Origin of the sequence: Nostoc punctiforme PCC 73102 (genome assembly GCF_000020025.1) — a bacterium.
Classification (GTDB): domain Bacteria; phylum Cyanobacteriota; class Cyanobacteriia; order Cyanobacteriales; family Nostocaceae; genus Nostoc; species Nostoc punctiforme.
The window spans coordinates 1-26,148 of the sequence record NC_010633.1 but is presented as its reverse complement, the minus strand read 5'-3'; the positions used below and the strand labels follow the sequence as shown (position 1 = coordinate 26,148).

Annotated in this window: 24 protein-coding genes; 11 read left to right on the top strand and 13 right to left on the bottom strand. The window is 39.9% G+C overall.

The window, feature by feature from the left end:
• Window positions 1-5 precede the first annotated feature (5 nt).
• The 5 genes from NPUN_RS36960 (at window position 6) to NPUN_RS36945 (ending at window position 3,398) form a co-directional block, all read left to right on the top strand.
• Entirely contained in the window at window positions 6-584 is a 579-nt protein-coding gene (locus tag NPUN_RS36960; protein ID WP_041566790.1) for a hypothetical protein, read from the top strand.
• The gene (locus tag NPUN_RS42645; RefSeq protein WP_012413369.1) at window positions 581-2,404 is read left to right on the top strand and encodes a type IV secretory system conjugative DNA transfer family protein; all 1,824 of its coding nucleotides are present in this window, start codon (window positions 581-583) and stop codon (window positions 2,402-2,404) included. Before NPUN_RS36960 ends, NPUN_RS42645 begins: the two co-directional genes overlap by 4 nt.
• 18 nt (window positions 2,405-2,422) lie before the next feature.
• Window positions 2,423-2,590 (top strand): hypothetical protein, encoded by a 168-nt coding sequence (locus NPUN_RS42430; RefSeq protein ID WP_167315732.1) that lies wholly within the window; start codon window positions 2,423-2,425, stop codon window positions 2,588-2,590.
• Between the two features lie 110 nt (window positions 2,591-2,700).
• Window positions 2,701-3,105, top strand: coding sequence for a hypothetical protein (locus NPUN_RS36950; protein ID WP_041566778.1), 405 nt, complete (start codon window positions 2,701-2,703; stop codon window positions 3,103-3,105).
• Between the two features lie 38 nt (window positions 3,106-3,143).
• Window positions 3,144-3,398, top strand: a complete 255-nt coding sequence (locus NPUN_RS36945) for a hypothetical protein (RefSeq protein WP_041566777.1) — start codon at window positions 3,144-3,146, stop codon at window positions 3,396-3,398.
• A 107-nt stretch (window positions 3,399-3,505) separates the two neighbouring features.
• Here the strand turns inward: NPUN_RS36945 and NPUN_RS39885 are convergent, their stop codons facing one another.
• Window positions 3,506-3,805, bottom strand: a complete 300-nt coding sequence (locus tag NPUN_RS39885; protein ID WP_012413367.1) for a hypothetical protein — start codon at window positions 3,803-3,805, stop codon at window positions 3,506-3,508.
• 95 nt (window positions 3,806-3,900) lie between these two features.
• Here NPUN_RS39885 and NPUN_RS36940 point away from each other — a divergent pair, with 95 nt between their 5' ends.
• Window positions 3,901-4,389, top strand: coding sequence for a hypothetical protein (locus NPUN_RS36940; RefSeq protein ID WP_012413366.1), 489 nt, complete (start codon window positions 3,901-3,903; stop codon window positions 4,387-4,389).
• Window positions 4,390-4,506: 117 nt separating this feature from the next.
• Window positions 4,507-5,823, top strand: coding sequence for a hypothetical protein (locus NPUN_RS36935; protein WP_012413365.1), 1,317 nt, complete (start codon window positions 4,507-4,509; stop codon window positions 5,821-5,823).
• A 124-nt stretch (window positions 5,824-5,947) separates the two neighbouring features.
• Here the strand turns inward: NPUN_RS36935 and NPUN_RS42640 are convergent, their stop codons facing one another.
• From NPUN_RS42640 to NPUN_RS36910, 7 genes are all read right to left on the bottom strand, one after another.
• Window positions 5,948-6,361, bottom strand: coding sequence for a hypothetical protein (locus tag NPUN_RS42640; protein WP_012413364.1), 414 nt, complete (start codon window positions 6,359-6,361; stop codon window positions 5,948-5,950).
• A 2-nt stretch (window positions 6,362-6,363) separates the two neighbouring features.
• Window positions 6,364-6,513, bottom strand: a complete 150-nt coding sequence (locus NPUN_RS41410) for a hypothetical protein (protein ID WP_012413363.1) — start codon at window positions 6,511-6,513, stop codon at window positions 6,364-6,366.
• Window positions 6,514-6,868: 355 nt separating this feature from the next.
• Complete coding sequence (locus NPUN_RS41405; protein WP_148220528.1) at window positions 6,869-7,084, bottom strand: hypothetical protein; 216 nt, start codon at window positions 7,082-7,084, stop codon at window positions 6,869-6,871.
• Entirely contained in the window at window positions 7,066-7,740 is a 675-nt protein-coding gene (locus tag NPUN_RS36925; RefSeq protein ID WP_012413362.1) for a hypothetical protein, read from the bottom strand. Before NPUN_RS36925 ends, NPUN_RS41405 begins: the two co-directional genes overlap by 19 nt.
• Window positions 7,741-7,763: 23 nt before the next feature.
• Window positions 7,764-8,093: an SAM domain-containing protein gene (locus NPUN_RS36920; protein ID WP_012413361.1), complete on the bottom strand. Its 330-nt coding sequence runs from the start codon at window positions 8,091-8,093 to the stop codon at window positions 7,764-7,766.
• 144 nt (window positions 8,094-8,237) lie between these two features.
• Complete coding sequence (locus NPUN_RS36915; protein ID WP_012413360.1) at window positions 8,238-8,516, bottom strand: hypothetical protein; 279 nt, start codon at window positions 8,514-8,516, stop codon at window positions 8,238-8,240.
• A 127-nt stretch (window positions 8,517-8,643) separates the two neighbouring features.
• Window positions 8,644-8,886, bottom strand: coding sequence for a hypothetical protein (locus NPUN_RS36910; protein WP_041566776.1), 243 nt, complete (start codon window positions 8,884-8,886; stop codon window positions 8,644-8,646).
• Between the two features lie 299 nt (window positions 8,887-9,185).
• Here NPUN_RS36910 and NPUN_RS36905 point away from each other — a divergent pair, with 299 nt between their 5' ends.
• The 3 genes from NPUN_RS36905 (at window position 9,186) to NPUN_RS36895 (ending at window position 11,315) form a co-directional block, all read left to right on the top strand.
• Window positions 9,186-9,647 carry a hypothetical protein gene (locus NPUN_RS36905; protein ID WP_012413359.1) on the top strand — a complete coding sequence of 154 codons (462 nt, stop codon included), beginning with the start codon at window positions 9,186-9,188 and terminating at the stop codon, window positions 9,645-9,647.
• A gap of 125 nt (window positions 9,648-9,772) precedes the next feature.
• Window positions 9,773-10,765 carry a tyrosine-type recombinase/integrase gene (locus NPUN_RS36900; RefSeq protein WP_012413358.1) on the top strand — a complete coding sequence of 331 codons (993 nt, stop codon included), beginning with the start codon at window positions 9,773-9,775 and terminating at the stop codon, window positions 10,763-10,765.
• Between the two features lie 34 nt (window positions 10,766-10,799).
• Window positions 10,800-11,315 (top strand): hypothetical protein, encoded by a 516-nt coding sequence (locus tag NPUN_RS36895; protein WP_012413357.1) that lies wholly within the window; start codon window positions 10,800-10,802, stop codon window positions 11,313-11,315.
• A 50-nt stretch (window positions 11,316-11,365) separates the two neighbouring features.
• Here the strand turns inward: NPUN_RS36895 and NPUN_RS36890 are convergent, their stop codons facing one another.
• From NPUN_RS36890 to NPUN_RS36870, 5 genes are all read right to left on the bottom strand, one after another.
• Window positions 11,366-11,908, bottom strand: a complete 543-nt coding sequence (locus NPUN_RS36890; protein WP_012413356.1) for a hypothetical protein — start codon at window positions 11,906-11,908, stop codon at window positions 11,366-11,368.
• Entirely contained in the window at window positions 11,905-12,399 is a 495-nt protein-coding gene (locus NPUN_RS36885; RefSeq protein ID WP_012413355.1) for a DUF4365 domain-containing protein, read from the bottom strand. Before NPUN_RS36885 ends, NPUN_RS36890 begins: the two co-directional genes overlap by 4 nt.
• Before the next feature lie 48 nt (window positions 12,400-12,447).
• Window positions 12,448-12,846 carry a carboxysome distribution maintenance protein McdB gene (locus NPUN_RS36880; protein WP_052304756.1) on the bottom strand — a complete coding sequence of 133 codons (399 nt, stop codon included), beginning with the start codon at window positions 12,844-12,846 and terminating at the stop codon, window positions 12,448-12,450.
• Entirely contained in the window at window positions 12,839-13,603 is a 765-nt protein-coding gene (locus tag NPUN_RS36875; RefSeq protein ID WP_012413354.1) for a ParA family protein, read from the bottom strand. The genes NPUN_RS36880 and NPUN_RS36875 overlap by 8 nt, the downstream gene beginning before the upstream one ends.
• Window positions 13,604-13,771: 168 nt before the next feature.
• Entirely contained in the window at window positions 13,772-17,320 is a 3,549-nt protein-coding gene (locus NPUN_RS36870) for a WD40 domain-containing protein (protein ID WP_012413353.1), read from the bottom strand.
• Between the two features lie 213 nt (window positions 17,321-17,533).
• Here NPUN_RS36870 and NPUN_RS36865 point away from each other — a divergent pair, with 213 nt between their 5' ends.
• A complete protein-coding gene (locus tag NPUN_RS36865; RefSeq protein WP_012413352.1) occupies window positions 17,534-25,021 on the top strand; it encodes a calcium-binding protein in 7,488 nt (2,495 codons plus the stop codon).
• The last annotated feature ends 1,127 nt before the right edge of the window (window positions 25,022-26,148 follow it).

Here is a 26,148-nt window from a genome sequence, read left to right as displayed (position 1 = left end):
TAAACATGAATGAAATTGATTCCCTATTATCGCAGTTCCAAAACACCAGTGAACAGTCCACACCAATGCTCTGGGGTGAAACTACTTCAGAAAAACCGACCCCGGAGAGCGAAGACGGCGAACGGTTAGAGCAATCCATTCGTGATGTCTTCAGTAACAAACAACTGCTAAACAAAGCACTGGCTACATTCTTGGGAGTGTTCACCGCCAATGCTGGAGTCAGCCTACTCACAACTCTTGGAATTGGGGCAATGGCTTCTGGCACATTGGGCAGCATTGTACTGGGGCTATTCTTCGCCAATACCCTGACCAAGCTTCACTACGACGGACAAATCCACATTGACAAAGATTTTTTGGTAGCGACTGCCCAAACTGCAAGCGTAGGGGCAACTCTTTGGGTGGCGTTTGATGAATATCGGGCTGTGTCAGGAGCGACCAAGACAGGTAAGACAAGGTTCTATTCAGAAGTAAGACAGTACGAAGTTAAGCCCAGTCCCCAGACTGATACCCCTTGGTTAATGATCGGGTTGGCAGCATTGGGAGTGTTGTTGCTTGCAGCTATGGCGAGGGGGACAAACCAATGAAACGTAAGCAGTTTGAGGATTATTTACGATCAGGAATAGCCAACAATATTACTGTGGGGGTGCTGGCAACTATTGGGTTAATTTGTGGGGCAAAGTCATTTACTGGCACGATGATTAGTTTAGTTGAATATTGTTTCATCCCCTCAACGCTCACCAAACCCGTTAATCAGCAAAGGTACTGCACTCCCAACAAGCGTTACATAATGCCTGAATCGGAGTTTTATGCCTCTTCTTATGCACCAGCTAACCCAGAGTTTCAGCGTGATAACTTCCTGCCTACCAAAGCTACCCGCTTAAGAATAATAGAACCAAGTAACCCGGATAAGGCTTTGTGGGGATTAGCTTCAGTGCTATTGGTTGGTGGAGCTTATGGGTTATCCAAAGCTAGGGAATGGCGATTAATGCAACTAATGCCCTCTGTTCAAGAAGAAATTCGTAGCAATTGGTTAATTTCTAAACTTTGGTACGGGTTAAGGCTCCATAAGGAAGCATATAGCGCCCAACTAGACTACGAGTTTCACCAATGGTCAGAGAATCGACGGCTAAGAGCAGCACAATTGTCACAAATGACACCGCAAGAGTTAGCCATCTTTCAAGAGCAGGTACGTTTGAGGGCGGAGGCAGAAGCACGGGTGCAACTGCAACAGGCGACTGGACAACCAGCCGCAGCATTACCGGGGCAGTCAATGCAGGATATCGCCAGGGGTGACGATAAAGTTACTGGGGAACAACAGCAGACATTAGGACAAAATACTGCTACTAGCCTTGACCCATCAGAAGCTCTTGCCCTCAATACTTTGCAAGCCCTAGCCAGAGCCGATAGTTCCACTGCTTTAGTCGCCGCGCCGGGAAGCGGTAAATCAGTAACCCTCAATTATTTGATTGAGAAAATCCTTGCAGATTCCCCCAACGCGGATATTTGGGTAATTAGTGCTAAGAATGATAGTTTCTGTGGTTTGCGAGAGAAAGAAAGGGTAATTGTTTTTGACGGGGAAAACCCAGACCTAGCTAAAGAAGTCATTGACCGCTTTTACACCTCGTACAAAAAGCGTAAGCAACTACCAGAATCAAAGCGCGAATCCTTACCACCATTGATTCTAATTCTGGATGATTGGCTAGTAATTGCTGACTCATTAAGCAAGCTTTACTCTGATTGGAATTATGGGAGTAAATTGCTTGATGTTCTGCTGATTGGTCGAGAGTTTAACACTAAGTTTATTGCTTCCCTACAGTCTTTTAATCTGGCAGCATTGGGCATTGAAAAGATGGACGCTCAAACTCGTCTCTGTCTCAATTTATTGTTGCTAGGTAACAGATATATCAAGAACGGAAGGGAACAAGAATCTTATGGGGTACTGGAGTTGATTTTAAATAGAGGTGACATTATTCCAGGTAAACAAGAGCGGGAGCAAATTAAATCTAAATACTTGTCAGTAAAAACAGTCTCCTATCAAAACTTACGCCCAGTGATGATTGCTTCTGTTGGGGGTTTTGTTGTGGCATTAATGCCACAATTATCTAATCAAGTCAAGCCGATTGCTTCGGAGCAGGAATATTTAGATAGAGTATTTGACCTGGAATTTAATTTAAGTCCGGCTCACCAGATACATCCCAAACCATTATCTGAGGTGGCTAAAAAGATTTATGAATACTTCCAGAATGTGAAGTCGAAAACCCCAAAAACATTACGCGATTTGAAGAAAGCAGACAGGTTATCTGGTTATTCAGAGCAAGAATTAATTGATGGGTTAGCTGAATTAGTTAAGACTGATCAGGTAAATCCTGATGGGAATGATAGCTACTCTCTGCCTGATTGGTGAAGGTAATGCCGTAATGCCGTGGTGAGAATCAGGTCTGTTTTACGGGCTTTAATGGGTGTCTACGGCATCCGGCAGCAATCACGGCAATTCATACCCTGTATAGGTCGTAGCCTACGGCGTGGTTACGGCATCGCGGACAACCACGGCAGAAGTATCAATAAGAAATCAGCTTTCCAATTAGCCTAAGTTTATTAGATAATTGAATAAATAATGCTAAAACTTGTAATCAAAGAAACGAGAAACTTTTACGCTCTTAGGTATCAAGACCGCTATTCATAAGCAAAACGGTGTTCACCATGATTGATTTGTTGTCCGAGGATTTAAAGCACTCCGAGAAATACAAAGGCTGTAGTATTGATGTTTGGCGTGATGACAGGCGCAGATGTTACCTGGCTGAATTATATGCCCCGGTACGCAATAGAATGTTGATGCAACAAAGGCAACCATTCTCAGATATTCAATCGGCTGTAGCTTACATGAAAGAACAGATCGATAAATACTATTCACGAGGTTGGTATAGAGACTGCATCATTGATGTGTGGTTTGATCCATACTTGTACTGCTACTGGGCTGAATTATATGTACCCGCGCAATCAGAAATGGTATCACAAGAAAGGCAAGCATTCTCAGATATTCAATCGGCTCTAAACCACATGAGGGAGCGGATTGATCAATATTTGCTTAATGAAGTGCAAAAATAGTAAAAACCAGCAAACTAAATAACAAAACTTTTAGAAATATGAAATTCTCAGATTTACAGCGCGGCGATTTATTTTGTTTTCCGAACGGTGAAGACACCTACAAAAAAATAGGGGATACACAAGCGTATCCGATGTGCAGTCGAATGAATCACGTAGCAGATGTGCGTGTGGGAACTGAAGTCATCGGCATAGAACCAAGCGCTTACTCGCGTGATAGAGAGGAAAATATGCCTGACTTTGAAGGGCTAACCTGGGAGCTTCAATGTCTTATGGCAGAAATGGAAATTCAATAAAACTATTCAATTTACTTGGTTCTTGCTCCCGCCCAGGAATCAGAGATAAAGGTAGTTCATTCTGCTGGTGGCGCTTTTGCAGTACCTTAGTTCAATAAGAAGCTGGCTCAAAATAAAGATAATTGTCCTGGCGATACATTTCCCCTGCGGCGCGTATGAAAACTGAGGTGACAAGCTGTGCATAACGCATATAAATTTTCTCGACGATTATCTTCTGGCAGAAAATTTTTATGATGTACTGTTAGTGTTAGCGCCGTTCTAAGAGAACGGGAAAGTTCGGACGTATCATCACCGGGGCGAATGCACTGTAAGCCACACTTAGAGCAACGCCACCCTACAGATTGTTTGACATCAAGAGCGATATCTGACCAATTTTCTGGATAACGTGACTGAGATTTTTGGGGCATTTCCTGATTCTAAAAATGCGTAGCGATTTAATTACCAGTTCTTCAATTACGATTAATCTACTATAAATGGAGTTCAACATAGTTAGGGGTATACTATGTGGTTTTGGGAAAAGGAATCGGTTGAGTACGAGGTATTTAAAAAATACGAACCAGCGCTCTTAACTATCGGTGTTAATTTTGCAGATGCCGAAGTTCAAGATGCACTTGAAGGTTGTTCTTTAGACTTAGAGGATGCCTTGCGAAGTGCAATTGAATATGCACTGTGGCTGAGTGAACATGAGAAAGAGATTTTCCCCAATGCTTTATTAATCCGTGCGTTACAAGATAATTGGAAACCTAAAGCATGGCGTGATGAATATTTAGAAAGGGAGATGTTCTCTTCACCTGGGCAACGGTGGTGGAATGCCGCAGAAAAAATGTGGGGACGCGATGTGCGGAATCAATTGGTTGTTGATGTATTTTTTGACGGAGCTGGAGAATTTATCAAATTCAGCAACGGTAAAGAGATAAGAGTAAAAACTGCATGGGTTTGGGGATGGGAACGATTGCTTGAATATGCCAGCCCAATATCTGTTTATCGATAATGACTGCCACAACGAAGCTTCCTGATGCATCCTGCCTTGGAGCTTTTGTAAAAAGCCACGTATTGTTTTTATTTCGAGCTTAGTTGGGGAATACTAAACTAAGCACTGAATCTATATATGACCTTTTTACACAAAATTACTCAAAAATTTTCTCGTAATAACTCTCAAAATGCTTCTGGGATAAATTCATCTGTAACCAGCCAACAACCTATAGTGCTGAAGCAACCAGCAAAACCATCAAAATCAAAAACTCTGGCTGAATTAGAACAAGAAATAGCTGCACAGGGGCAGATTAGCAGTACATCCCATCAAAAAAGACCTAGCAAAGCCAACAGAGGTATAGGTACTAAGTTGATATGGATAGTAATACTTATCGGCATTCCCGCAGGTGTGGTTTGGGTGGCGAATCTGCCTTACTCAATAATTCGCCGGACTGTGGTGCAAAATGCGCCTTTTTTGTTGCTACCCAGTTACATGAGCATGGAACAGCACTATCGGCAGGCGTTGGCATCAATTGAGCAAGCTGAATACTTGATTGAAAAACCCACTAGTGCAGCAGATTTAGCGTTGGGTGAACAGCAACTGCAACAGACAAAAACACATTTGGATAACTTGCCAGTTGGGTTGGTTAACGATTGGCCTGAATACAAATATTGGTGGTATGACTGGCGGTTCAGCGTTTACGGTCTGAATGCAGCGCGTCGTCAAGTAGGGCAACTAGAAGCCAAGGTTTTTCAGGAAAAAAACGCTCAAACCTTGCTCACTGATAATAGTCAAGCATTATTGAATGCAAAACAGCAGTATCAAATTGCTACAACAGTAACCGATAAAAAGTCGGCGTTCGCAGCTTGGCGTTCAGCACTGGATAAGTTAGAAGAAATTCCTGGCCAAACCTTAGCCGGAAGAACTGCTCAAAATCAACTAGATGCCTACAAGCGTGATTTTAAAGAAGTTGTGGGATTAGCAGCGGGAAATGAACACGTCAGTGCTTTAATTACCGCAGCGCAGCAATTTTCTTGGCAAGCTGCTAAATCTGGCCAAAATCCACCGCACACAGTCACCGAATGGGAACAAATAGAAAATTTATGGTCAGAAGCCATTGAGCGGTTAAAAGAAGTTTCTGCGTCAGATGTGGCAGGTTATGCAGAAGCACAAAAGTTATTAGCAACTTATGAGACTAATTTGGGTCAAGTCAAAGTAAGACGACAAGCTGAGGCAGATTCTGTACAGGCTTTGGCAACAGCACAACAAGAAATAGAAAGCTTAATGGCTTCAATTCCCACTGACCCCAAAAATTTGGAGCGCAATCGTGTAATTAGTCAGTTACACAGTATTATTAACCAATTAGAAAAGGTGGAAAAAGGTACAACTGTTTATTTAAAAGCTCAAGAGTTATTGCTATCGGCAAATAATAAATTCAAGCAACTACAGTGAAATTTTTCAATTTTCAACAACTAACTTCATCTTTAACATAATGAATTGCTGCTTGAGAGCGCATTACGTCCAAGCGCAAACTAAACAATTTAGTTTAAATATCAAGCATCACCATCCAAAGCCTTTAAATAGATACAGTTAAGATTTTAAACAACCAGTCTTCTAGAGGTATGCCGAATTCTTCTGGAATAAGTTTTTGTATCTTGGTGTATTCAACCTGATTCCAATATGCACTCTTAAATATACTGTGCGGAACTTCTACATCAACTAATTGTGGATTTTTCATAACACGACACCACATTCTGGCTCGATAATCAATTGTTAGGTTCCCACTCGGCAACTCAATCCAATAATGCGGTGACACTTGACCATGCCCAATCCATTGGAATGAACCGCAGCAAATTATATGTTCAATACCCTTATTAAATAAAATAGTAGAGAGAACTTTGCTATGCCCATCACACTCCGTTGGAGAATTATCCCAAATATCTAATTCTTCACGTAGCTGGTCAATAAAATCATTATTCATGACAAGCATATTTATTCTCCCTCAACCATTTCTTCACTTTTCAAATAATAGGAAAGTTCTGTCCGTTCTAATTCCATTAAAAAGCCAGTTAAGGCAAATGGACATTTACAATTTAGTTCTTTTTCTATCAAGTCAGCATTTAGGTGGTATTCTTGACACACAATCTCAAAAATCTCTTCAGTGGTTAATTCTAGATTTTGATCTAATTCCCAAACTCGCCCTTCTATTAAGTGGATGTTATCTCCTTATGGGTAAGTAATTTCGGTTTTATAAGCGAAAATTCATGTCAGTTATTTGGGATGTCATTTTTCAATCCCCTCTGATTTGACGACATAAATACTAAAAGCCTGCAAGTTCAACACTGACATGAATTTTCGCACTATGAAAGACTGCGGGAGTATTATTTTCTGTTATTCGCAATTGGGCATTTATTGTCCAGTAATGGCGAAGAGTGTCAGTTACCAAAAAACTAAATTGGTCAAAATCTCCCTAAAGTCATTTCGCCGCAAACACAAATTAATCAATCTGCTTTTTAGCCTTCTGAATCCCTTTACCTGCGTTCCCGAAAAGAATTGTGTCGCCGGATTCATCCACAATTTCAATGTATCCATCTGGGTGAAAATCTGGATAAAGATATTTTTTTACAGTGCCAAATTGCTGAAATGGCTTACACTGTTCATCGTGCGATTCAAAAGTTACTAGATCGCCGTGTTTTAATTTTCTTTTACCCACTGTTCTTGCCTCTGGTCATATAGCCCTGTTTTGTCGCAATACACTCGATGCTTCCAAATTCGATGCCCTGGATGCCAGCCAGAATCAATAGCCTCTTGGTTTTTCGTGCTATTTATATCAAAATCAACTTTGATAAAGCTTTTACCAGTTTCTATGTCATGGTGCAAGGCATAGGGTAAATCCGCAGCCTCTCCCCATCCGATATCTCTTAATAAACGCTTGTCATTGATGATTTCCACTGTTAGCACACCTTTTGAGACTTTGTATGGTAGGTAGCTTGCTCTAGCAAAACCTAGCTCTGTTGCTTCTGGTGGAACATCACCAATTCTCTTGCCCTCTCTATCCTCCCCAATCCCTAAAAATGAATCTTCATAAGCATAAAAAAGGCTGACTGGGGGGCTATAGCCAGCTTCTGCTGCTTCAGGAGCTACCCAATAACCAACTTCTAATGTAGGTATTTTGTATAATTGATCGTACTCTGGAAGCCACCTTTGATAAGGCAGAAAGCACCATCTATTTTGGCTTAAAAGTGCGTTGTGCTTACAAGATTCAGTATTGGGGCACTCATCAGCAGGAATGCCCGTCAGCATCTCACAATCCAGAAATAGCCAGCAGCCTTCCTTACTGTTAATTTGATTTGTTTTTTTTCGCGGCATAATTCCCTTTTCAACTCACCAAGTTAACTAAAAAGTTTATTTAAAATATTGTTTATTTGCCCGGAAAACCAATAAGAGCATCTGTTAGAAGCTTCATTATAATTAGCATCAAGGCAATTTTCTGCCTTTTCTAATCTACCAATTGAGCCTTTGATTTCAATTATTGATATTTGTTCGCCTTCAGCTTCAATAATTTCTTGTACTCTTGATTCTGGGAGTTTTTTGGGAGAGAGCGAATCTATTGATAAGCCTGTGTCTATAACAATATTTGATAAATGATAAATTGATTTACATCCATCATCGGTACAAAATACTAAGCAATTATTCTTAACGTAAATATCAGTAATTTTCATTGTATAAATCCATGCTTTGATTAGATTCGTGTACCAAATTACCTTTTCGTCACTTGATACCTAAAACTACTAAAATTAATGTATCAATAATCATGATTGATTTCCTGTCCAAGGATTTAAAGCACTCCGAGAAATATTTTGGCTTCAGCCAAGCTTATCAAACCAGTTCAAGTTAGGACTTTCCCCATTTTTTCGTCGGTCAGCCTCAGCACAAGCCTTTTCATAAACCTCATCCCACCCACGAAGAAAGTCCTTTTCATAAGATGCTAAATCTTTGTATGGGATAGCGCTTTCAAGCGAGACTGCCTGCATTATCTCTGAAAAGCTTTGAAAATATCCAGGCTCAATTGCGATTGCTGACAAAAACCTCACGGAATTATTTTTAAACTCTTGATGACATAGCTCTAATGCATCTGATTTCATACTCCTACCCTTGAGAATTATTTGGACTGAGTTTTGTTTTCTAGGTGACTTGATAAGTTCTGTAAAAATATCTTATCAAACAGATTGAATTACCAGTTATTGAATATCCTTAAATAGTCTTCGAGTATCAACTAACTAAAATACAAACCTCTTTATGTCCGGCTACGGCTTGTGACCAAGTTGAATATCTCCAGAATTTCCCACTGTATTCACCTCCAAAAACCATAGTTTCAAAAAGCTGTGGCTCTTGATTAGGGAAATTGGAATAATCCTTTCCTAAAAAAATTGTAGATACCCTTCCCCAAGAAAAAGTATTTAAAGCTACTTGTACATTGTTCTCATCGGGCAAAACCGCAATATCCAGATTCATACAGCATTATTACTTAGTCAAATCGTCAGCCCTTACACTTTTCTAGAATTTAATTTCTCTTCATCACCCGGAAAAATTGTCAATCAACTTACAATAGCTCCCCAAACCCCGCCCACAGATGCTTCAAGCAATAGTGCGACAATATACCTTTTCGCACCACTTAGAGTAATAAATACTGCCTAACGGCTAAGATGGTCAGCAGGGGAGCAGAGGGCAGGACTTTAAGGGGCGTAGAGGAACAGGGAAATGTAAAGAGAAGCCATTAAGAATCACGATGAATATTTATTCTTCAATCCAAGATGACGAACAGCAAGACAAAATTAATTCAAATCAACCCTCATGCGACTAAACCAGAAGAATATGCAGGGATTACTGCCAACGCCAGAATCAAAATTCAGGCAAGAAAGCGTATCGGTACACGAGACGACGATGGAACAGCAATCATTGAACAATGGTGGGTAGAAACTGATTTACTTGCTTATCTTCCAGCATGGGATCTAGAAGATATCCAGAAAGGACGCGATTATGCGGTGATTACTCCACAGGCAGATTTTTACCCTTCATGGTGGTATCAACCTTGGGAGTGGCAAGAAAATCAGCGTCAATTGCTCACCCGCGCTAGAAGCTCAATGGATATTCACCCTGATGACTATCAACAGTTAAAAGCTTCTTGCCACAAAATTCGAGAGCAAATCGGAAAAGAATTCTTGATTAGTAGGAATGGGCTTGCCTGGGGATGGAAAGATTTTAAGATTATTTAGAAATTTCTAGTTGCTCTCTAATCCTGGTTTGAAAATGCCGTCTCAGTGCAGGTCGTTACAATTAACAACCCATAGCCCTGGCTGATGAATAAAAATTAAACATCTTCTCTCCTCTGCTTAAACCCATGAACCCCATTCACCCTGAAAATCTAAGCGTTCTAGAAAATTCGCTCTCCTTGGCGATCGGGGAGGATTTTTCTTTAGAAAATGACCCCGATGTTATCCAGCAGCTGATTGGGGATAAGCGATCGCTGAACACTAAGCGCGAATACCAAAAAGACCTGAAAGATTTTTTTCTGTTCGTTGCCAAAAAAGAACCCCGCCGGGATTTGGTTTTGCAATTCCTTCACCTGGAACAGCGTCACGCCGTTGCTGTAGTTCTCAAGTACAAAGCGCACCTGATCAAGAAAAAGCTGGCTGAAGCTACGGTGAATCGTCGCCTTAGTGCTATCAAGTCAATGGTTGAGATGGGGCGACGGCTGGGAGTCTGCAATTTCTCCCTGGATGATGTCAAAGGTGAAAAGGTCGAAACCTACCGTGACACAATGGGCATTCCAGCCGAGGACTATGCTTTAGTCATAGCGTTGGTTGACCGCAGTATCCTTAAGGGTAAGCGCGATTATGCCATTATGCGGTTGCTCTGGGATAATGCCTTGCGTCGGAATGAAATAGTCAATTTGAATGTGCTTGACTTTAACGCCAAGGAAAAAACTCTCTTTATCCTGGGTAAAGGTAAGGGTAGCCAGAAGGAAGTTCTTGATTTATCGGAGAAAACTACCGACGCAATCGCCAGTTGGATAAAAGCCAGTAAGAAGAAACGTAGCAATGAACCGCTTTTCACCGTGCTAGCATACCACAAAAATGGAGCGAGATTAACTGGAGAGGCAATCAGGCGATTGGTGGATGGGTTATGCAAGCAAGCCGGAATTACTAAGAAGATGTCACCGCATCGTGTTCGCCACAGTGCGATTACTACAGTATTGGATCTGAATAATGGCAACTACCGTGCTACTCAGCGATTCAGCAGACACGCCCAAGTACAAACGGTTTTGAAATATGATGATAACCGCCAGCGCTTGCAAAAGCAGATGAGCGACTCAATATCAGAACTGATTTAGGAAAGACTTAAAAATTTAAATATAGGTATTAAGAATGAAAATAGATTTAGATTGGCTAAATCGCATAGGAATTATTCTTAATTTCTTTGCTGGTTTTATGCTTGCACCAGATTTAATAGGTAAAGATAAAATATTAAGGTTTGAAAACTGGTTGGAACCAAAACTAAAAATTATAGTTTCATTTTTGAAAAACTTTATTTTCTTTTCTTTTGCATCTGCTTTTGAATTACAGATTTATAAACCACTTCGGATATTTCTCTTTATATTAATATCTCTTAGTTTATTATTTGTATTTTATATAGTACCTAAAGTATCGATTATAGGTTACATGGGTATATTCGGAACAATAATAAGCATTCTACTTTTTATTGTTATTTCAATGTTGATGCTCATAATTTTTACTGTTTTTTTAATCATTATTTTATTTGGAATGAATAGATTACAAGACCAGCTTGAAAAAGACGATACATTTTTATCTTGGCTAACATTTTGGGGTATTGTATTTTTTATTATTGGCAATTTATTGCAATTTATAGCTAGTTTTTCATAATAACCCTTCATCAGATTTAGAAAACAACCTAAAATTTTTAACTGCCGGAGTTAGATATTGTCAATTTTAAAATTATGGGGATTTCTCAGGATAAAATGATTGTCAACTTTGACTAAATCACCTGTGCAGCGAATTGGTAAACGTTCCTGATAAGCTTTAATGGCTAAGATATAATCATGGTCTGCTAGTTCGGTTTTGATTTCTCGTAATTTCTCAAAAACTTCACCTAGTAAAGTAATTTCTCCACTCAGTTTATCAATTGATGGAGTGGCAATTTGCATGACTACACCTTGCATGATGAAGTTGGGATAGTTGGTAATAAATTCACTTAATATTTCAACTTGGTCACGATTTTCTACTGTCTCCAATGTTTTTAATATATCGCTCATTCTTTCAGCATAATCTCCTAAACTATGTTGGAGAGGTAGCAAGATTTCATATTCGTCGGCGGCATCTTTTTTCAGTCGCCAAATTGCCCCGGCATCATTATATATACGCCCTGTTTCATGCCAGCCTGTTGCTTGCAAATGTGCCTGTATCACATTGGGGTTAACAGTTTTGAGTATTTGACTGTCTTTAATAGTAACTTTCATGGTAAATCTCCAAAACTAATGCGTTGAATGATGGTTTGGAGTGATAGGGGTGTCAACTGATTACTACGGGGTATTTCAATAGTAACATTGGTTAGATTTTCGGTGTCTGGCATTTCGCGCAAGGATACCCAGTAACCACAATGTCTAATACAAAGTTCATCTTCGGTTTGTTTTATCCAGTCTGTTATTTTTTCTGGAACTAAAACGACAACTAAAATCCGAGGGACAAGGGCATTGATTTTTAAATCATTATAGTTTTTGAGATTGAGGGGATATTTAATATAGTTTTCATCCAGAATATCTCTAGCTGTACACTTTAGTTGTAGTTCTAGTCTTGGGGAAAGGATTTTACCTGTACCACCTCTGCTGACTATGCCTAAATCTACGCTGTCGTTATCGACTTCTGGTCTATATAAAGAATAACCTGCAACGGCAGCGATGGCTCTGATATAGGTGATGCTAAATTGTTCTTTTTGTTGGTTAATATCCATTAAATTACAAATTACAAGTCAAGCAAGATGGCAATTCATAAGAATGCGCTAAGAGAACTTTTGCATCATCGACTTCGCCCGTCGCATATTTGCCACTTGTTGCCTGTACTCATTCTTCGTTATCGCTTCAGATAACACTGCACTGAGAAATTCTGGATTTGCCTCACAATACTCAAACATGGCTTCAATCAGAACCTCTCGACAAATGCCGTTCTCCCGACACACCTCTTGTAGGCGTGAGCTTACTCCCTGCTCCAACCGCAGCGTACTCTGCTTTGTTTGCAACGGCTGTTTAGGTATAGTAGCCTGATTTTCGTCATTATTAGGTATCTGAGGTTCTTGGTTTCTAGATATCGAGGTATCTGGACTTCCAGAATTTAGCGAAGTATCTCGACTTTTGACAGAAGGACGGCTCCGTTGCTTCAATCGCTCTAGTGCATCACTCATGAGTTAACGCCTCAATAATTTGCTCAAAGGGATATTGCAGGTCGGATTGTCCCAGGTCTGACAACAACTTGCCTTGTCGGATTGCACTCTTAAACTTCTCAGACTCTCGGATGCTCGGTAAAATTGGAATGTCGAGAGCAAACTCTCGCATCGCTTCAATATTTTGCCTGCCTTCTAAGGTTTGGGTATTTCCTACCCAGCGATCGCGAAAAGGAACTATCCCTAATACTCTGCCTGTAAATGCCATTAAGTTGGCTTGTTCTGTTAAGAAGCTCAGGGTATCAATTAAGCTGTTGGTTCCTTTAACGTTGGCTTCGACGGGGATGATGACATAATCAGACGTTCCCACTGCTGTTAGGCACAGTTGGGAGCGCGATGGTTGTACGTCAATCAGGACATAATCAAAGATATTGGCTACAGATTTGAGCCGTAGTTTGAGAATAAATGCTCCCGTACCACTGCTACTGAGGAAATCTGAAACCTTAAACAGTCCCCTATCTGCTGGGATCAGAAATAGATTTTCATGGGTGGTAGGGTAAATACCATCTTCTGTTGTCACTTGCCCAGTTAGCACTTCAAATAAGCTGGGCTGGTTTGGGTCTACCTCGTGATTTAAATAAAAAGTCAGATTTGCTTGTGGATCTGCGTCGATAGTCAACACTCGTAAGCCAAGCCGTGCTAGCAGCAGTGAGGTAAAGAAGATAGTGGTTGTTTTTCCCTGTCCACCGGAGAGGGAGATGGATGAGCAGGTTCGCATGGGTTAAACCCCCAATTCGATATAGCAGAGCATACAGATATTAACTCTAACTGTCTAAATATTTAGATATCAAAGTAAAAAGATACCTGGATATCAAGATACCTATAAGTCGAGATATCTTGAATTGTGAATATCAAGGTGTCTTGGTGGCTCGACTTAAATTACGAATTAACCGTCTGTAGCAACTGATTCTACTGCTCCGAGCGCTTTTAGAGTCGCTTTTTGGGCTGCGGTTAACCCTGTAATGCCTGCAATATTCATATCTTCGTAGGGGCGGGGCGATCGCAAAGTTTGCAAACACTCCCCTGTTTCGACATCCCACAGCTTAATTGTCTCATCTTGACTGCCACTAGCAAGGGTTTGCCCGTTGGGGTGAAAGGCAATAGCCCAAATCCAATCTGCATGTCCTATGAGTGTTCTCAGGCATTCTCCTGTATTGCTGTTCCAAAGTTTTATCGTTCCATCTTGACCTGTACTGGCAATAATGTTGCCTTGGGGATGAAACTTTGCACCTAACACTATTTTTGTGTGTCCGTGCAAAGTTTGCTGACAGTTTCCTGTATTGATATCCCATAATTTCAAGCTGAGGTCAAAACTGCCGCTGAGTAACGTTTGACCGTCTGGACTCCAATCTAGTGAATATACCCAACCGGAATGTGCCTCTAAAGTCTTGATACATTGCCATGTTTTGACATCCCATAACTTAATGCAGCGATCGCTGCTAGTAGCCAGAAATTGTCCATTTGGACTCCAGGCAACAGAAAATACCCAACCAGTATGTCCCTCTAAAGTCTTGATACATTCCCCAGTTTTGATATCCCAAATCTTAGCCATAGTATCTGTATTAGCAGTGGCTAAAGCATTTCCTTGAGGACTCATAGCAAGTGAGAGTATCCACCCGTTTACCTGTAAAGTTCTTAAGCATTTACCTGTAATCGTATCCCAAAGGCGAATTGTCCCATCTGCACCAGCACTAGCAAGGATTGTTTCATGAGAACTAAAAACAGTCCCACAGATTTCACGAGTATGCCCATGTAAAGTATGTATGCATTTAGCTGTGGAAATATCCCATATTCTTAGTGTTTTGTTTGTATTTGCAGCTAATAACTGACCATTGGCGTTAACAGCTACACACCAAACACGACTTGAGTATCCTTGTAAGGTTTTTAAACATCTTCCTGTAGTCACATCCCATAACTTAACGCTCTGATCTTCACTTGCACTTGCTAAAGTTTTACCATTGGGGCTGAAAGCAACTGACCAAACACGGCCTATATGTCCTAAAAAGGTTTGAATACATTCGCCAGTTTTGATATCCCACAAACTGATTACAGGTACTTCACCTGCAACTACAACACTCTCACCACTAGGACTAAAGCTAACTGACCAAACACCATCAATTTGATTTCCTTGTAAAGTTGTTCGACATTCCCCCGTACTCACATCCCAAAGTTTTACTGTTTTATCAGCACTCCCACTTGCTAGTATCTTCCCATCTTCACTCAAAGAAACTGACCAAACTTGTGCCAAGTGTCCTTCTAAAGTCTGCAAATATTCACCACTATCAACATCCCAAATCTTGATAGTTTGGTCTTCACTTCCACTAGCAATAATTTTTCCATCTGAACTAAAAATAACTGGACGGACAATATTTATATGTCCCTTTAATACTTTCAACAATTGCCCAGTATTGATATCCCAAAGTTTAACAGTGTGGTCTCCACTACCGCTTGCTAGTATTTTTCCATCTGGACTGAAGCTTATCGACCAACTACGCTTGGAATCATCTTGTAAAGTATGATGACATTTCCCAGTATTAATATTCCATATTTTAATGACACCATCATCACTACAAGTTGCTAAGACTTTACCATTCGGACTAAACTTAGCGTCCCAAACCCAAGCTTGATGTCCTTGTAGAGTCGTTAAATGTATCGCTGCTAAACCTTCAATATTCCATAAATGAATGCCATCATTTGCATCGGTACTAACTAAAAATTTTCCGTCAGGGCTGAATTTAACACAAAGGCTACTAGCTAAATATTCTGTAAAAACTGATTTCTTAATATTTGCACCTGTGAAATTTACTTTATTTAAATTTGTGCCTTGGAAATCAGCTTGCCAAATTGTTAAATTAGAAAAATCGTAATTGGTAAAATCTACTTTCAAATGTCGCAGTAAATTAATCAAATTCCCACATACATATCCAGGTTGAGCGGGAATTTCTTTTTGTAATCTTAAAATTAATTGTTGAATTTTTAATTCAATTTCTCCTGGGTTATTTAATCTACTTTGTAACCCAATTAATAAAGATTCTAAAATAACGTGAGTTTGACTTTCTCTAATATAATCTTTAGCATTAGCTTTGATGAGAGCGTATAAATTTAATAAGCGAATCTCAAAATTTATTATTTCTTGACAAACCTGTTCAATAAGTTGGTCTGTCATGTATTCCATAACTACAGGTTGCTGAGTAAAGCCACCGAAACTTTTTTCTATTAAGGAACGCCAACTCAAAGACTCCAACGCTTCTAGTAAATTTGCCCTTGAAACTGCTGGCACAATATCTTCTTGTAACACGGCAGCTACAACTGGCTCACGATTAATTGCTAGCCAGTACATGATTTGCTGCTCCTTGGTGGAGAGTCTTTTAAATTGCTGCTCTAGGAGATTGCCAATACCCTTAAATACAGTTGTGCCATCAGTTAAAAAACGAGCGATATTGCCTTCATATAAGTCCCGAATTGAGGTGGCAGCAATTTTCAAAGCTAGTGGATTACCACGGTAACACTCAACCAATTGGCGGGTTTCGTCTTCAGCGCCTGATAAACCCTTGAGTGTCAAAATTGTTTGTCCATCAGCGACTTCTAATCCTGATAAAGCCAGGGTACGAACTGGCAAACCATCACCTTCTAAGGCAGCAATTTCAGCAGGTTTTTCTCGGCTGGTGAGCAGGACACAGCTTTGATGCTGTGTTTCTCCCAATCGCCACAAGAGTTCGCCATAGGATTCGTAGCCCTCACGGTAACAGCCTGTCTGTTTACCTTGCTGCAATAATGTGTCGAAATTATCCAGAATCAACAAGCATCGAGATTTGCGGAGGTACTCGATTAAACAGGTAATTTGCTCATGAGGGTCAGAGGGCAATGTGGTAACTTGCTGATGAGAAAGGATTTTAATGCAGTCTGTCAGTTTGTCTTGAAAAAAAGGTGCGTGCCGCAGCGATCGCCAAATGACATATTCAAATTCTCCCTGCAATTGTTCTGCTAACTTCACTGAGAGTGCGGTTTTGCCCATGCCACCCATACCTAGCAGTGTTACTACACGACAGCGATCTCTCACAATCCATTGGCTGAGGGTTTCTAATTCAGTAGTACGTCCATAAAATTGAGAAACGTCAATTGCTTCCCCCCAGTTTGTGAAGGGTTGAAGGTTTAAGGTTGAGGAGGCATTTGTGTCCTTTTGTCCCTGTGCGATTCGCTTCAGTACTCCGTGCAGGTTATTTTTGGTAACTTTTTCTCCTAAAGCTTGAGAGAGCGATCGCCATAATTCAGAGCCAACGTCTTTGATGTGACTGTGGTTGTAATCGCAGTCTACAGCCATCTCTAAGTACGTCTGTCCTGCCCATGATTGACGGAAGACAATCTCTTGAACTTTTGTTAAGCGTCCCCGTTCCAATACTTGCTCGACTAGTGCGATCGCTTCTTCAACCGTCATTTATCCACGTAGAAATACCAAGTTAACTACGATATTCGCACCATAAGCTTTGTTTATTAAAAAAGTTTATGTAAATCTACCAAAAAGATCCGACTTTTTCCCGACCTTTTCCGACCGTCAAACTTTACACAAGGCTGTAGAGTATTTAGACGATAAGTTTCAGCCAAAGAATCTGCACCAAGCCACGTCCCATCTACAAAGACTGCTCAAAAGATGAAAAATGCACACGTACCTGGAAAAAATTTAATTGTAAAGTCTTCTTTAATCCTTGACCCATCACAGTTAACTCCCGTAGAAGAAGCTCTAGTTTTAGCACAAGAATACTTAGGGAATTTTGCCAGTGAGCCTGATTTTGGTCAAAAGATGGCGATTGCTTTTGGCGAGGGGGCTAATGTTGACTCATTGAGAACGGCATGGTCAGCAAATGATTTCAGTGATTTTCCTGAGATAGAGGTTCGCCATGCAGCAGATATCAATGGGGCTAATGGGGCTTTTGCGGCGGCGACGAATAAGATTTATCTCTCACAAGAGTTTATTACAAATCATCAGGGAGATGTGGGGGCGATCGCTCGTGTCTTACTGGAAGAATTTGGACATTTTGTTGACTCCAGAATCAATGTCAATGACACACCCGGAGATGAAGGGCAAATTTTTTCTGAGCTTGTCTGGAATAAAACCATTACTCCTGAGCAATTAGAGATCATCCGCAGTGAAGACGATACAAGCTTAATTACCTTAGATGGGCAAACTATTCAGATTGAACAAGCAGTCGCCGATCAAGTTTTATGGTCTCAAAGAATAGGAACTTCTTTAGGTGGAAATTGGAAATTTGGCGATTTATTAGGTAAACCAAATGAAAATGAAAAAAGTTTCAATACTAAGGATATTTTTGGCTCCAACTTGGTCAAAAATGATGTTCTTGGTGTAGATACATCTTTTCGACAGTTTTTCAATTTGCCAATTCCAGGAATTGATCTAGGCGTTGTGGGGGCAAATGCTGATTTATCTTTAGGAATTGCCAACTCAAAAGACAAGTCTAAACCTGCAACACTCAAAGCAGGACTTCAAATTAACGCAGGCTACAACTTGGGTGGAGTCAACTGGAATATCCCCATGTTTGCTGACGCATCGTTAGGAATTAATAACAGTAAATTAAACTTCCAGTTAAACCGTGATCAAAGGGGAGCTTTTGTTGATTACATTTCTCCTTACCTATTTCTCAATGTTGCAGGAGTGATTCAGTCTAATGCTGCTGCATACATTAATGGAAGTTTTAATGCTGAATATGTTGATATTATCGAATCGTTATTTTCTTATAAGAAGAAGGTCAACACAAAATCTATACCTTTTGATGCGAAAATTAACTTATCTTCTAATTTCAAGCATGACTTCATTAAGTTTGATACTCGTAAAACCACTCAAGTAGTTGACTGGATTACTGGAAAAAAGACGTTTCAGATTGGTAATTCAAAGCCAGATCCAATCAAATTAGGTGATCTTTTTACTCTGGGGTTTGGGTTGCCTGATTTTAGCAAAGTCGATTTTAAACTACTTAATTCAGATGCTAACTCCTTAACTTACCAAGTTAAGGATAGTTTTAAATTACTTGATTTCACTTTTGATATAGATGGTTTTATTGGCCCGAAACTACCAATTCCTACTACTCTTAAAGGTGGTGATAAGTATGATTTATTTGGAAAAAGTTTTGGTTATCAGTATGATCTAGCTCTCTTCGATGTCAATTTAAAAACCTCTCTTGAGGTTGTATATGAAATTAAATTAGGCATTAAAGGCTTACAACCTCAAATTCAGATTGAAGATGTAAATGGAGGCTGGAAAGACTTTAATCTTTCAGATTTGAATCAGCCCGTTGATTCTTATGGTTCTTTAACCAATACTGAAAGTGTTAAATATTTTACCGGATTAGATAAAAATCAAAATGATAAAATTGACTTTTTACCAGTCCTTAAACCCAATATTTTTGTTGATATTAACTCATATATAAAACCTACATTGAGTTTAACAACAGGCAAGGGTCAAAAGGAACAAGATGGGATAGGATTAGGTACCTATGATTTTGATTTGATTCCTTTTAAGAAACCTGATATATTTTCAGGGAATTTAACAACCATACCTATTCCATCAATTAATCTACCTGAGTTTACATTATTCAAAGACGAAAAAATTTATAATTTAAAAGAGTCTGCTGCCAAGCTAGGCTTTAACTCTGACTTACTTAACCTTCCAAGCTTTTCTTTAGATATTGCTTCAATAGCAAATGATTTAGGAGTTAAGATTTATGAAGGAACTGACGGGCCTGACTATTATCCTGGTAGCGACGACAGAAGTACTAATCGCAGTGAGCTTGTTTATTTTAAGGGTGGAGCGGATGCAGGTCAGTTAAGCCCGGGGCGGGATAATATAGATGGCGGAGATCATCCATCAGATACTAGAGCAACTGATTACTATGGAGCGTTCGGAGATGGACTAGCAAGATTTTCTCCCCTTGCTGATGATGTCTTTATTCTAGATTCAGATGCCTATTTGCAAGGAGATAACACACTTTCTCTTTTTAGTAAAAAGACAGCCCAAGGTAACAAGTTCATCCTACAACTTAGTAATGACCTGAGTAATCCATCAAATATAGAAAACGTTACTGAACTTAGTAATGTTGAAGCAATACTCTTTTCTGATGAACTACAAGCAAGTACACAAGGTATTTCATTACTATTTGATACCCTTGATGACTTTGGTAATCAAGCACCATTTACCTTTCTTGGTGGTTTGCGTCCAGACATATATGCCACCAAGTTACCAACTGGTAATTTAACCGGAACGCAGGGTTCAGATTATCTGGGAGTACCCATTGGATTTAACAGAACAGCGCCTTACGTTTTGGGTGGTGGGAACGATTATGTTAACTTACTGCCAAATGTCAAAGAAGGTAATACAAATATCAGCAATGGTGGTGTGACTTGGTATAACCCTTATTTTGGTGGTGTAAAAACAATCTTACCAGTAGGATCTCAATCTTTAATATATCAAGACATTATTGACTTAGGAGGTGGCTCTAACACAGTTAGTTTTAGCAATGCACCGGGTACTTATAATGCTTATATCTCATCAGTTGGTTCTAACTACAACTACATAAAAGGTGATTTAAGTAATTCTGATCACGTTCTCCGCATTGTTGATTTAGGAGGATCAGTAAATCTCAATTTAACTCCTTATAAATATGGTGGAAAAATATATGGCATTCTCAGTGGTGGCGATAATACTATCTCACTCAGTGAAAATATTGTTCAAGGATTTGAGTCATATCGCATCAATGATCTAACCTTTGTTTTAGAGAAACAAGCACTTAAGGATAAATTTGGAGTTTTTGACCTTACAGAGGTTGAAATTGAAGTTACAGGAGGGCAAATTCTCTATCGCTCTCCAAATTCAGCATTGACATTGTTGGATACATTAGACTCTGGTACACCCCTGAACCATTTAACTCTTGCTTCGGTGGATTTAGCTGGTGAAGAAGTACGCAAGGAGATTGGCAGCGACAAACGTTATTCTCTTCAAAGTCCGATTAAACAAACCTATATTATTGGCAATAATACCGCAGTTAAGAGCAAGGAATCAAGTTCCATTGATGATGGAATCTTAGTTAGAGGAAGGTTAGAAAGCCAAAAAGATGCCTTCAGAAAAGTTGTCTTAAAAGATGACATAAATAGTAGAACAACATTGGGGCATATTAATACACTAGGGAAATTTGAAGATTTGTTTGATGAGATAGTTTTTGAGGGGAGGCGACTTTTTGATGTTCCTTTCCTCATAAATTTAGATGTGTCTAATATTAATAAACTTGATTTATCCAAAATTGACTTTACTGGTACAGATGATTTTAACTCTAAATTCTATAGACTTTTTAGGAATTCTTATATCCATGAAGTTAATTACTCAGATCGAGCAGATGTAGTTAAGAATTTTACAGAAAGCGAACTACAAAATCTAGGATCTGCTGTTCCAGCCTTAACAAATCCTTTCCAACTCTCTACTTTTGCTCAATATGCACCTCTATTAACTCATTTATTAGGAGATGGAGATGATGTTATAACGGGATTTGGAGAATTTTACGAATTCTTCTATCCCGGAGGAGGAAATAACTTCATTGTCAATGGTATTAACGCATTTGGTCAGACAGCCTATCAGCCAGGGGATGATTTATATACAGGCAAATCAGTAGCTGTATCCAGAGCGAATGATACTTATACTGGACCTACTGGGCCTATCTTTGGTGATGTGGTGGTTTACACAGAAGGAAGTCGAGCAGATTATGCGATTCGGCGTTCTCAGACCTATCAAAATGCTATCGAAGTAACGAAAAAAGATGGAACAAAAGACCTATTATTTGGTGTCAGCTTAATTAAATTTGAAACCGAAGATGTCAGTCTTATTCCAGTTTCCGACAGCATTGCTGCACCAGTAGAAACCAAACGCTTAGATATCTTTGGCAATGATTTAAAGTCACGACTATTTTTCTCCCATGTTATCCGTCCAGACGGTGAAAGTTTTGATGTTCAACTAGATAACAACTGGGCAATTGACCGAGTTGATCTTACGCAACAAGTAATCTATCAAGCGGGTGTCGCTCCCGCTAGTTGGAGTTATGACTTACCTATTGGACTGACTGACTTTAAACTCACTAAAGAATTTTTACTTAAACAATTCAGTGATGCTGATATTAACCTTAAAGGTCTTTATGCCTTTGATGATTTAACCATCAATGATTTAACAGTCACTCAAGGAGGTCAACCCGTCGGTTTTGAAAGTTTTGGTGATAGCTGGCGTGTTTACTCTACAGATGCTCTCACTTTAGAATCTTTCCCCTTTGAAATCAGTTATATCATTAACGAACCAGAAGGCTATTCTCACTACGTCCGTCTATCTCTCAATCCTTCAGAGGTTGTTAACTTAGAAGATTTACGAACTATTTTCCAAGCTGGGGTTTTTGACAACGAGTTTAATGGCAACAGCAAAGACGATAATATCCTTGGTAGTGACATAGCCGAAATCATTCGTGGCAATGGTGGACTTAACATCATCTATGGTGGCAGTGGCAACGATCAGCTATTCGGTGGTGATGACTCAGACTTCATTTCTGGTGATGCTGGTAGTGATGTAATTGACGGTGGAGCCGGTGATGACCTCATTGATGGGGATGGGATATTAAACTCAGAATCAACTCCTAACTCATCTGCTGCAAATGATGTCATCAATGGTGGACAGGGAGACGACATTCTCCTTGGTGGTATCGGTGACGATCGCCTGATTCCCGGTAAAGGAGATGACCTGATTGATGGGGGTGAGGGAACTGATACAGGCGTAGCTTCTGGTAAGCAAGAAAACTACAAAATCAGAAAAAGATTGGATGGTTCAGTTGTTGTCATTGATCGGCGTACCAGTGATAACAATGAAGGTCTTGAACTCTATCGTGATACTGAGCGATTTGAATTTAGCGATCGCACTTTAACCATTGATAAAGTGCCGTCATCTGAGGGTAGTGCATCTATCAACGAAGACCAAACTCAGGTTAATGTCCAAACTTCTCAGGGTAACTTACAGCTAAAGAGTATGGAAGGTGGAAAAATTCTCTCCCTCGATATTCCTTCCTTGGAAGACCTGATTATTGATGAGGTGATTTTAGCTAAATCTTTAGCTGTTCTAGAAAACTATCGTAATACTCAAGGTGAAAAGTTCGATGTCAGAAGTTCGGTTCTAGAGTTTTCAGTAAAAATTTCAGATGATTCCCCTAAAGAAGTTATTGAATTGAAACTTGAGCAGGAACAAGCTGCTAATACCTTCGTAAAAATTAATCCCAGTACTGGCGAAACCTTTGAATTTAACTACAACCCAGAGACTGGCTTAGGTGCAGAACTGATTGACTCTAATGCCAATGGATTAGTGGATCTAGTCAAAATCCATGTTAAAGATGGTGGCGTTGGAGATGTTGATGGAGCCGTTAACGGTGTTATTTACGACCCTGGTGTATTGGCTCAAGTTAATACAGTGCGATCGTCAGTTAGCCAAACTCTAAAAGACGGAATTCCAAATCTCATTCTGCTAGGTACGGATAATATTAATGGTACAGGTAACGCCCTTGATAACCAGATTACAGGTAACAGTGGCGATAATGTCCTTTACGGAGGCAAGGGAAATGATACCCTTAGTGGCAACGGCGGTCAAGACACCTTTGTATTCCGCCTTGGTGATGGGAATGACACAATCACCGATTTTGCTGGAATAGGTAGAGGTTCAAATCCATCAGCAAAGGTGATTACCCAATTGGATACCTTGCAATTTATTGGTCGTGGTTTAACTGCCCGAAACTTGCAACTTACTCAAAATGGTAATAACTTAGAAGTCAGCTTTGAAAATGTGGTTAACACTAAAGTCACTCTGCAAAACTTCAAATTAGAAAACCTGGATAACCTATCAGCAACTTCTTCAAGACCTGCACTCGGCAATATCCTGTTTGATGGGCAAACCAGCATCACGGACAGCTTTGATGTCATTGATGCCAACTCCACTCAAACTAGCATTTTTACCAAAAACACTGTCACCTTCCTCAATGACTTAAACAATAACATCACAGGTTTTGACAACTCCAATGATGTGATTAATGGTCAAGGGGGTAATGACATTATTAATGGCTTGAGCGGCAATGACATTTTGAGAGGCGGTGCTGGTAATGATACCCTCATCGGTGGTGCGGGTAATGATATTCTCACGGGTGGTACTGGTAATGATACTTTTGTCTTTCATCCTGACGATGGCAATGACACCATCACGGATTTTGGTGGCGTAGGCAAAGGTTCAAATCCATCAGCAGCAGTGATTAGCCAATTGGATACCTTGCAATTTACAGGTTCGGGTTTAACTGCCCGAAATCTGCAACTCACTCAAAATGGTAATAACTTAGAAGTCAGCTTTGAAAATGTGGCTAACACTAAAGTCACTCTGCAAAACTTCAAATTAGAAAACCTGGATAACCTATCAGCAACTTCTTCAAGACCTGCACTCGGCAATATCCTGTTTGATGGGCAAACCAGCATCACCGACAGCTTTGATGTCATTGATGCCAACTCCACTCAAACTAGCATTTTTACCAAAAACACTGTCACCTTCCTCAATGACTTAAACAATAACATCACAGGTTTTGACAACTCCAATGATGTGATTAATGGTCAAGGGGGTAATGACATTATTAATGGCTTGAGCGGCAATGACATTTTGAGAGGCGGTGCTGGTAATGATACCCTCATCGGTGGTGCGGGTAATGACATGCTGAGAGGCGGTGCGGGTGCTGACCGATTCCTTTACAATACTGGTACTGCTTTTAAAGGTTCTGCAATTGGTGTAGATACCATTACAGACTTCAACAGTTCTGAAGGTGACAAGATTGTACTAAATAAAACTACCTTTAGTGCAATCATTTCTGCTCCGGGAAATGGTTTTAGTCAAAAAAGTGATTTTCAATTCACTAATAAAGCTGGGACTAGCACGGCAAAAATTGTCTACGACCCGTTGAGTGGGCACTTATTCTACAACCAAAATGGCAGTGCGGCTGGTTTTGGCAGTGGCGGTCTATTTGCGACTCTAACCGGTGCGCCAACTCTCACGGCATCTGATTTTGTGCTGCAAGCGTAGGAATCAAAAGTTTTGAAATTATCAATATTAGCCAAGGGGATATATTCGCGTCCACAGACCTTGTACCTTATAAATAGGTCACTTTTCTAGGCTCTATTTCACCGTAGGAACTCCCTATTATCGCCAGTGTCACCCCATAACGGCTGTCTGATTGCGACCTGTTACCAGCTTCGCTCTGTAAGTAACGAGCTTACTCCGTGTGGTCAGATAAGGAGTTACGCTTGAATCTAGCGGGAAGGGTTTGCACCTTCATCAACCTGAGAGTTCAGCTATTGCTAGCTGGATTAGTTATGTACGGACTGGATACCGTGATTCACTAATCAACGAATCGCACCAACTTTCTTATTCTCTGCTGGTGTAGCTGTTGGCAGTGAGCCGCTAAATTTTATTGTCACTTCGCTTTTGACTTCCATACCTTACCCCTGGCTCATCATCAATTTCATTTTTTCGCTCTCTTATTTATCTTGGATTAGGTTGACCACAAGATGCGCGGTAGAGAGTTAATCTCTTTGATCACAAACAAAGTGAACGTTGAGCATTCGGCTTGAAACAGAACCAAGACTCAACATTAAAGAAACAAAATCCACAAAAAAATTTTTCCCTGTTTTTGACCCTTTTTTTGCATAAACAACTGACAATTACTCTCAAGATAAACCACCCAAACCGTGATTATTGACACATTTATCAAGAAATATTACAGTTTTAGCACTAGTTGATTTATTTGACTAAATTCGTGAATCTGAGAAAAAATTTCGACAAAACATCCATTTTCCCAATTCTCACCAACTACATTCAACATCTCCCAATATCTATCCAACATCTCCCAAATCTCCAATTTTTTCTTACCTTTTTACCTCTTAAATATCATCCAGTCACAAAATTCTCATTAGCTCAAAAATTCCCAATAAATCCGAACAGTTCCCAAGACTTATAAGAAGTCTCCCATTATTTCCCAATAATTGGTCAATTACCCTGAAAATCGCTTAAAAGCTTTTAAGCTCTGTAATCCATCTTTTTCTGACGCACAGTACGCCATATTTGGCGGAAAGTTTTTGACAGCCAAAATTGAAAAGCAGAAGCCGAAGCAACAGCCATCAAAAAATACTACTGAATAACTACACAATCAC

What these genes read in the sequence shown, in the direction of transcription:
- NPUN_RS36960 (WP_041566790.1), top strand. Translation starts at nt 6, where the DNA reads ATGAATGAAATTGATTCCCTATTATCGCAGTTCCAAAACACCAGTGAA.
- NPUN_RS42645 (WP_012413369.1), top strand. Translation starts at nt 581, where the DNA reads ATGAAACGTAAGCAGTTTGAGGATTATTTACGATCAGGAATAGCCAAC.
- NPUN_RS36950 (WP_041566778.1), top strand. Translation starts at nt 2,701, where the DNA reads ATGATTGATTTGTTGTCCGAGGATTTAAAGCACTCCGAGAAATACAAA.
- NPUN_RS36945 (WP_041566777.1), top strand. Translation starts at nt 3,144, where the DNA reads ATGAAATTCTCAGATTTACAGCGCGGCGATTTATTTTGTTTTCCGAAC.
- NPUN_RS39885 (WP_012413367.1), bottom strand. Translation starts at nt 3,805, where the DNA reads ATGCCCCAAAAATCTCAGTCACGTTATCCAGAAAATTGGTCAGATATC.
- NPUN_RS36940 (WP_012413366.1), top strand. Translation starts at nt 3,901, where the DNA reads ATGTGGTTTTGGGAAAAGGAATCGGTTGAGTACGAGGTATTTAAAAAA.
- NPUN_RS36935 (WP_012413365.1), top strand. Translation starts at nt 4,507, where the DNA reads ATGACCTTTTTACACAAAATTACTCAAAAATTTTCTCGTAATAACTCT.
- NPUN_RS42640 (WP_012413364.1), bottom strand. Translation starts at nt 6,361, where the DNA reads ATGCTTGTCATGAATAATGATTTTATTGACCAGCTACGTGAAGAATTA.
- NPUN_RS36925 (WP_012413362.1), bottom strand. Translation starts at nt 7,740, where the DNA reads ATGCCGCGAAAAAAAACAAATCAAATTAACAGTAAGGAAGGCTGCTGG.
- NPUN_RS36920 (WP_012413361.1), bottom strand. Translation starts at nt 8,093, where the DNA reads ATGAAAATTACTGATATTTACGTTAAGAATAATTGCTTAGTATTTTGT.
- NPUN_RS36915 (WP_012413360.1), bottom strand. Translation starts at nt 8,516, where the DNA reads ATGAAATCAGATGCATTAGAGCTATGTCATCAAGAGTTTAAAAATAAT.
- NPUN_RS36910 (WP_041566776.1), bottom strand. Translation starts at nt 8,886, where the DNA reads ATGAATCTGGATATTGCGGTTTTGCCCGATGAGAACAATGTACAAGTA.
- NPUN_RS36905 (WP_012413359.1), top strand. Translation starts at nt 9,186, where the DNA reads ATGACGAACAGCAAGACAAAATTAATTCAAATCAACCCTCATGCGACT.
- NPUN_RS36900 (WP_012413358.1), top strand. Translation starts at nt 9,773, where the DNA reads ATGAACCCCATTCACCCTGAAAATCTAAGCGTTCTAGAAAATTCGCTC.
- NPUN_RS36895 (WP_012413357.1), top strand. Translation starts at nt 10,800, where the DNA reads ATGAAAATAGATTTAGATTGGCTAAATCGCATAGGAATTATTCTTAAT.
- NPUN_RS36890 (WP_012413356.1), bottom strand. Translation starts at nt 11,908, where the DNA reads ATGAAAGTTACTATTAAAGACAGTCAAATACTCAAAACTGTTAACCCC.
- NPUN_RS36885 (WP_012413355.1), bottom strand. Translation starts at nt 12,399, where the DNA reads ATGGATATTAACCAACAAAAAGAACAATTTAGCATCACCTATATCAGA.
- NPUN_RS36880 (WP_052304756.1), bottom strand. Translation starts at nt 12,846, where the DNA reads ATGAGTGATGCACTAGAGCGATTGAAGCAACGGAGCCGTCCTTCTGTC.
- NPUN_RS36875 (WP_012413354.1), bottom strand. Translation starts at nt 13,603, where the DNA reads ATGCGAACCTGCTCATCCATCTCCCTCTCCGGTGGACAGGGAAAAACA.
- NPUN_RS36870 (WP_012413353.1), bottom strand. Translation starts at nt 17,320, where the DNA reads ATGACGGTTGAAGAAGCGATCGCACTAGTCGAGCAAGTATTGGAACGG.
- NPUN_RS36865 (WP_012413352.1), top strand. Translation starts at nt 17,534, where the DNA reads ATGAAAAATGCACACGTACCTGGAAAAAATTTAATTGTAAAGTCTTCT.